This is a genomic window from Mycobacterium sp. GA-2829 (genome assembly GCF_001499965.1).
GTDB lineage: Bacteria > Actinomycetota > Actinomycetes > Mycobacteriales > Mycobacteriaceae > Mycobacterium.
Map to the genome: position 1 here is coordinate 1 of NZ_LQIT01000072.1, position 5,695 is coordinate 5,695.

The 5,695-nt window shown below is 68.6% G+C and carries 7 protein-coding genes; 5 read left to right on the top strand and 2 right to left on the bottom strand.

From position 1 onward, the window contains the following. Positions 1-283: 283 nt before the first annotated feature. From AU194_RS28695 to AU194_RS28715, 5 genes are all read left to right on the top strand, one after another. Positions 284-733 carry a DUF4383 domain-containing protein gene (locus AU194_RS28695; RefSeq protein WP_157576579.1) on the top strand — a complete coding sequence of 150 codons (450 nt, stop codon included), beginning with the start codon at positions 284-286 and terminating at the stop codon, positions 731-733. Between the two features lie 81 nt (positions 734-814). Further along, on the top strand, positions 815-1,294 hold the full coding sequence (locus tag AU194_RS28700; RefSeq protein WP_059092657.1) for a DUF4383 domain-containing protein: 480 nt from the start codon (positions 815-817) through the stop codon (positions 1,292-1,294). Between the two features lie 102 nt (positions 1,295-1,396). Further along, positions 1,397-2,182, top strand: a complete 786-nt coding sequence (locus tag AU194_RS28705) for a prolipoprotein diacylglyceryl transferase (protein ID WP_059092654.1) — start codon at positions 1,397-1,399, stop codon at positions 2,180-2,182. Continuing rightward, complete coding sequence (locus AU194_RS28710) at positions 2,179-2,544, top strand: hypothetical protein (protein ID WP_059092655.1); 366 nt, start codon at positions 2,179-2,181, stop codon at positions 2,542-2,544. The genes AU194_RS28705 and AU194_RS28710 overlap by 4 nt, the downstream gene beginning before the upstream one ends. After that, positions 2,541-4,100, top strand: coding sequence for a radical SAM protein (locus tag AU194_RS28715; RefSeq protein ID WP_157576578.1), 1,560 nt, complete (start codon positions 2,541-2,543; stop codon positions 4,098-4,100). Before AU194_RS28710 ends, AU194_RS28715 begins: the two co-directional genes overlap by 4 nt. A 78-nt stretch (positions 4,101-4,178) precedes the next feature. Here the strand turns inward: AU194_RS28715 and AU194_RS28720 are convergent, their stop codons facing one another. Continuing rightward, a complete protein-coding gene (locus tag AU194_RS28720; protein ID WP_082698891.1) occupies positions 4,179-5,129 on the bottom strand; it encodes a Ppx/GppA phosphatase family protein in 951 nt (316 codons plus the stop codon). Next, positions 5,114-5,611 (bottom strand): DUF501 domain-containing protein, encoded by a 498-nt coding sequence (locus AU194_RS28725; protein ID WP_059092656.1) that lies wholly within the window; start codon positions 5,609-5,611, stop codon positions 5,114-5,116. The genes AU194_RS28720 and AU194_RS28725 overlap by 16 nt, the downstream gene beginning before the upstream one ends. Positions 5,612-5,695 lie beyond the last annotated feature (84 nt).

Genomic DNA, 5,695 nt, shown 5'->3' on the forward strand with positions numbered 1-5,695 from the left:
GGTTACACCACCGAACGCCCCGGCGACGGCCGCACCTACTGGATCCCACCGGCCGACCAGGACACCGGCCAACCCCGAGTGAACAACCACTTCCACCCCCAGCGCTACCTCACCGACAACAACAACGACGACGAGCCCGAATAGCCCCCTGATTTGCTGGCATCGGGACCCGGGTGACAAAGCCGTGCGTTTGCACCCGCAGGCCCCGGGTACGTGTGCGCCGTCCGCCCAATCAAGAGGAGCAACCATGGCAAGCAACAATCCGGCGCGGTCCGGCGGAGCGATGGGACGGTATCCGACGACGCTGCAAAAGGCAGCGGCAGCAGTGGGTGCGGTGTTCCTGCTCGTCGGCATTCTCGGGTTCATCCCAGGAATCACGACCAACTACGACACGATGACGTTCGCCAGCCATCATTCGGAAGCCGCCCTGCTGGGCATCTTCAACGTGTCGATCCTGCACAACCTCGTCCACCTGGCGTTCGGCGTGGCAGGCGTCCTCATGGCGCGGACGTGGAACGGGGCGCGCACGTACCTCATCGGCGGCGGAGTGATCTATCTGCTGCTGTTCATCTACGGCCTCGTGATCGACCACGACAGCAGTGCGAACTTCGTCCCGGTCAACAACGCCGACAACTGGCTGCATCTCGTGTTGGCCATCGGCATGATCGGCCTCGGAGTCGCGCTGAGCAGACGCACCACCACGCACGCGGACGGAGGCCGAATCGCCCACTGACCACCGCGCGCCCGGGCGGTGTTTGGTTGAACCCGGAACCGCCCGGGTATTGCGTCAGTGCAGGTCAACGGGAGGTGCGCGATGGTGAAGAGACCCACGCTGATGGCCGTGCAGGGCGCGGCGTTGCTCGTCGGCGCCGCCTATCTCCTGCTCGGCGCCCTCGGCTTCGTGCCCGGCGTCACCACCAAACACGACACGCTGCAGTGGGCGGGTCACGACTCTGACGCGCTGCTGTTCGGGGTGTTCGCGGTGTCCGGTTTGCACAACACGGTTCACCTGGCGCTCGGCGTGGCTGGGATGTTCTGCGCGCGAACCTATTCCGCGTCGCGGGCATACCTCCTCGCCGGGGGCGTGACACTGCTCGGCCTGTGGATCTACCGGGCGGCCTCCGGGCACGACGGGATCTCGGCGCTGTTCCCCCTCAACCGTGCCGACAACTGGCTGCACTTCGCTCTCGGCGTCGTGATGCTCATCCTCGGGCTGACCCTTGCGGCGCAACACGATCCGACGAAACCGCGCCAGCGTGCCCACCTGAAGTCCCGCACCCGTTCGCGTGCCTGACCGGTGCTCGATGCACTCCTGTGGGGGCTGATCCGCCTGGTCCTCGGATTCGACGCCGGCGCAGGCCTGTCGTTGGCGTCCTAGCCGCGCTACATTTCGCCGATGACCCCGCAGTGGCACCTCGGCCCCGTCGCGGTTCCGGTGCACGGCGTCTTCGTGGGTCTCGGGGTGCTGGCCGCACTCGCTGTCTTCATCGCCGAGGCCCGCCGCCGCGGTGCGGTCAACGAGCAGTCAGTGGTGGCGGCCACGGGGGCGCTCGTCGGCGGTGCGATCGGGATGCGGCTGTCCGGGTGGGCCCGGCACCTCGACGTCAGCGCGAACCCCACCCTCGCCGAGGCGTGGGAGTCCGGGTCGCGCAGCATCCTCGGCGGCCTACTCGGCGCGTATGTCGGCGTGCTGGTGGCCAAACGCATCGGCGGATACCGCGGCAAGACCGGGGACCTCTTCGCGCCTGCCGTCGCGTTGGGTATCGCCATCGGGCGGATCGGCTGCCACCTCACCGAAGCACCCGGTCGGCCCACCGCGCTGCCGTGGGGTGTCCACGCACCGGCCACCACACCCGAATGCCCCGCCTGCCTGACGGGCGAGGCCATGCATCCGTCGTTCCTCTACGAGATCGCCTTCCAGCTCACGGCTTTCGCCGTGCTGCTGTGGCTGCGCGACCGGATACACCGTCCGGGTGAGCTGTTCGTGCTCTACATCGCCGGGTACGCCGCGTTCCGCTTCCTCGTCGAGTTCACCCGCGCCAACGAGACCGTGTGGCTCGACCTCACCCGTCCGCAGTGGGTCCTGCTGCCGTCGCTGTTCCTCATCGGCATTCGTCTGTGGCTCGGCCACCGACGCGGTTACTATCGCTCCGCAGCCCATCGGCAGGAAGTGCGCGCATGACCGTTCCGCCAGGACCGCCGTATCCCGGCGGCCACGGCTATGCCCCGCCACCGCCGCCCCCGCGGAAGATCTCGATCGGCATGGTGTTCGTGGGTGCCCCGATCTACATCCTGATCAACTCGGCGCTCGGTCTCGCCGCCGTCGTCGTGTCCGGATCGTCGGCGGATTCGGCGAACGTCATCCTCGGCGGGGCGGCGGTCATGTTGGCGCTCATCGCCTTCGGCGGCGGTGCCGCGCTACTGGCGGTGCGCAACCCGCACGCGAAAGGGGTCGGGTTGGGCTTGATGATCGGGTGGGCGCTGACATCGCTGGTCACGGTCGGGTTCTGCACCGGCATCAACCCGGCGCTGTACACCTCATGACCGCCGGGATGGGGCTGCGCGGCGACCGGCTGCACCGCTACGTGACCGCCTTCTGTCCGCACTGCCATGACGAGGCACCCGAACGGCCGCTCGCCGACGTCGAGCGGCTCAGCGGCCGGCTTGTCGAACGCGAGGGCCGCATCTGGCTCGAACGTGGTTGCCCGCGTCACGGTCTGGTGCGCACGCTCTACGACGAGGTCCCCGAGATCCTGTCCTACCTCGAGGAGTGGACGGCGCCGACGAAGAGCCACACCCCCGACGTGGCAGGCAATTTCGATCCGATCCCCCAGGCGTATCTGCGCGGCCTGCCCGAGATGCAGACCCAGCACACCTGCATCCTGCTGCAGGACATCGCCGACACCTGCAACCTGCGGTGCCCCACCTGCTTCACCGACTCCTCCCCCGATCTGCGCAACGTCGTGCCCGTCGCCGACGTGCTGGCCAACGTGGATCAGCGTCTGCGCCGGGAGAACGGCCGACTCGACGTGGTCATGCTGAGCGGCGGCGAACCCACCCTGCACCCCGGCCTGGCCGACCTGCTCACCGAACTCGTCGACCGTCCCATCACCCGAATCCTGGTCAACACCAACGGTGTGCGTATCGCCACCGACGACGGCCTGCTCGACCTGCTGACCGCCCACCGCGAGCGGGTCGAGGTCTACCTGCAGTACGACGGGCTCTCGGAGGCGGCGCACCGCCACCACCGCGGCGGCGATCTCCGCCGCATCAAACGGGCTGCGTTGCACCGACTCTCCGAGCGGGAGATCTTCACCACGCTGGTGATGACGACGGCGTTGGGCGTCAACGACGGCGAAATCGGCGACATGGTCCGCCTCGCGCTGGACACCCCGTACGTCGGGGGGATCACCATCCAGCCGCAGTTCGGCTCCGGCCGATCCGGCGAGATCGACCCGCACCGCCGACTCACCCACACCGGCGTCCTCGACCGCCTCGGCCCGCAGACCGGCGGCTCGGTCACCTGGCGCGACCTCACCGCGCTGCCGTGTTCGCATCCGCACTGCTGCTCGGTCGGCTACCTGATCCGCGACGACAACGATCAGTGGCGTTCGCTGGTCGGGCTCATCGGACACGAGAATCTCAAGGAAAGGCTCGGCCTGGTGGCCAACCGGATCGCCGACTCCGAACTGCCCAAGCAGATGCGCCTGGCGGTGCAGGAATCGCTGCTCGGGCTGCTGTCCGAACAGTCCTCGCTGTCCCATCCGCAGATCGGCGACGTGTGGCGGATCATCTGTCAGAGTTGCGATCTCGGCGTTTCGACGCTGCTGACTCTGGCGTCCTCCGCGCTACCGGGCCGACGGCGCAAGATCCGTCGTCTGCTCGGTGAGCGCGTCGTGCGCATCACCGTCAAACCGTTCATGGACATGTCGACGATGATCGAGGAGCGGCTGGTGCAGTGCTGCGTGCACGTCGGCACCCGCAGCGACCAGGATCAGTGCGCCCCGTTCTGCGCGGTGCAGGCGTGGCCGGCGCTGGCCCGGCAACGACTCTCGGCCACCGCGGGCGCGGCGCTGCCGATCGTGGCGGTCACCTCATAGCGCGAGCAGACACAGATTCGCGTGAAACGCGCGCTGACCACGCGAATCTGTGTCTGCTCGCGCGGGTGCAGGGCGTGGTCAGGCGATGGACAGCGCGATGCCGTCGAGGATGTCGTGCTCGCTGACCACCAGTGTGTCGATACCGGCCCGCTCACCGAGTTCCCGCGCCAACTCCTCGACGATGATCGCACCGCCGCCGATCACGTCGACCCGGCCCTCGTGCATCGGCCCCAGCACCGCCCGCTGCGCGCGGGTCATCGCGATCAGGTCGTCACACACCCCGAGCAGCGCGCTGAAACCCGTGCGGGACAAATGAATCGCGTCGGAGTCGTAGGTGGTCATCTGATGTGCGAGCGCGGCCAGCGTCGTCATCGTGCCCGCCACCCCTACCCACGTGCGGGCGCCTTCGACCGGCACCCGCCGCAGCGCCTCAACGAGCGCATCGCGGATGACCTCGCGGGCGGCAGCCACCTCGTCGGCGGTCGGCGGATCCGAGTGCAGGCACCGCTCCGTCAACCGCACACACCCGATGTCGGCCGAGAAGCTCGCGTCCACCGACTGTCCCCCCACCACGACCTCCGTCGACCCGCCACCGAGGTCGACCACCACGAACGGCCCGTCCTCGGGGTCGAGTTCACCGACCGCACCGCGGAACGACAGTTCGGCCTCCTCGGTGCCGGTGATGACCTCGGCGACCGCACCCTCGACCACCGTGCCGAGCACCGAAGCCGTCATCGCGAAGAACGCGTCGCGGTTGGCCACGTCGCGGGCCGCCGACGTCGCGACCATCCGCACCCGGCTGACCTGATGGACACGCATCAGCTCCGCATATGCGGACAGCGCCGTCTCGGTGCGCGCCAACGCATCCGGCGCGAACTCCCCCGTCGCGTCGACCCCTTGGCCGAGCCGCACGATCCGCATCTCGCGATGCACGTCGGTCAACCGGCCGTCGGCCGCGTCGGCGATGAGCAACCGGATCGAGTTCGTCCCGCAGTCGACCGCCGCAACCCTAATCAACGCACTCCCCATTTCGATTCGTCCAGCACACCGCGCATACCGGGTTCGGCCGCCAGGATCGCCAACGCCTCGTCACCGAACGGGTTCACCCCCGGCCCCTTGGCCAGCGAATGGGCGATGAGCACGTGCAGACACTTCACCCGGTCGGGCATCCCCCCGCCGGTGAACGTGGTGCCCAGCGATTCGATCGCATCGCGTTCGGCGAGATACGACTCGTGGGCCCGCCGGTAGGCGTCGGCCAATACCGAGTCCTGCGAGAGCCTTTCGGTCATCTCCCGCATCAACCCCTCGGACTCCAACCGGCTGGCCGCCGCCGTCAACGCCGGATGGGTGAGGTAGTACAGCGTCGGGAACGGTGTCCCGTCGGGCAGCCGCGGTGCGGTCTTGACGACGCCGGGCTCGCCGTTGGGGCAGCGGTAGGCGATCTCCAGGACACCTCGCGGCTCGCGGCCCAGTTGCCGCGCGACGGCGTCCAGATCGCTGCGCTCAACCACCGGGCGCCGGGGGGACAGTGGTAAGGACAGCAGACAGGGAGAAGCCGGGAGGGGCGCCCCCCGGGGGGGAGGCGGAGGTTGTTT

Excerpts from the sequence above, each read along its gene's own strand:
- AU194_RS28715 (WP_157576578.1), top strand. The coding sequence starts at position 2,541 with ATGACCGCCGGGATGGGGCTGCGCGGCGACCGGCTGCACCGCTACGTG.
- AU194_RS28700 (WP_059092657.1), top strand. The coding sequence starts at position 815 with ATGGTGAAGAGACCCACGCTGATGGCCGTGCAGGGCGCGGCGTTGCTC.
- AU194_RS28710 (WP_059092655.1), top strand. The coding sequence starts at position 2,179 with ATGACCGTTCCGCCAGGACCGCCGTATCCCGGCGGCCACGGCTATGCC.
- AU194_RS28705 (WP_059092654.1), top strand. The coding sequence starts at position 1,397 with ATGACCCCGCAGTGGCACCTCGGCCCCGTCGCGGTTCCGGTGCACGGC.
- AU194_RS28720 (WP_082698891.1), bottom strand. The coding sequence starts at position 5,129 with ATGGGGAGTGCGTTGATTAGGGTTGCGGCGGTCGACTGCGGGACGAAC.
- AU194_RS28695 (WP_157576579.1), top strand. The coding sequence starts at position 284 with ATGGGACGGTATCCGACGACGCTGCAAAAGGCAGCGGCAGCAGTGGGT.